The organism is Streptococcus oralis SK610 (assembly GCF_000257455.1).
Lineage (GTDB): Bacteria > Bacillota > Bacilli > Lactobacillales > Streptococcaceae > Streptococcus > Streptococcus oralis_CB.
Map to the genome: position 1 here is coordinate 1 of NZ_AJKQ01000004.1, position 691 is coordinate 691.

Below are 691 nucleotides of genomic sequence, written 5' to 3' on the forward strand. Positions count from 1 at the left end.
CACCAACCAGCACTAACGCAATCAGCACAGGTCCTCAGGGTGTTCCACAAACAGGAACTCCAAGCTTCCAAGGTGGCGACCCACTTGTTCCAATCGATGAAACGGTAGAGCCAACCTTCGCAGATGGAAGCAAAGAGAAGTCTATTCCAGGTCAAGGAACTTACACTATTGCGCCAGATGGAACTGTAACCTTCACTCCAGACAAACAGTTTGTCGGAAACCCAGCTCCAGTCACAGTCAAACGTGTAGATAAGAATGGCACCCCAGTCACTGCGACTTATACCCCAACAGTAACCAAGGTAACACCAATAGGAACTGGTGCAACTAGCACAGGCCCTCAGGGTGTTCCACAAACAGGAACCCCAACCTTCCAAGGTGGCGACCCACTGGTTCCAATTGATGAAACAGTCGAACCAACCTTCGCAGATGGAAGCAAAGAAAAAGTGATTCCTGGTCAAGGAACTTACACGATTGCGCCAGACGGAACGGTAACTTTCACTCCAGACAAACAGTTTGTTGGAAGCCCAGATCCAGTCACAGTGAAACGTGTAGATAAGAACGGCACCCCAGTGACTGCGACTTACAGTCCAGAGTTTACTAAGGTGACTCCAACTGGTACAGGAGATAAGACAGAAGGTCTGCAAGGTCAGGTCCAAGAAGGTAAAGTGACCTTCACTCCAGGCCATGACTC

General features: G+C 49.5%; 1 pseudogene. It reads left to right on the plus strand.

Annotation, left to right across the window (positions count from 1 at the left end):
* Positions 1-691 (plus strand): annotated as a pseudogene (locus tag HMPREF1115_RS03535) (YSIRK signal domain/LPXTG anchor domain surface protein); the annotation flags it as partial.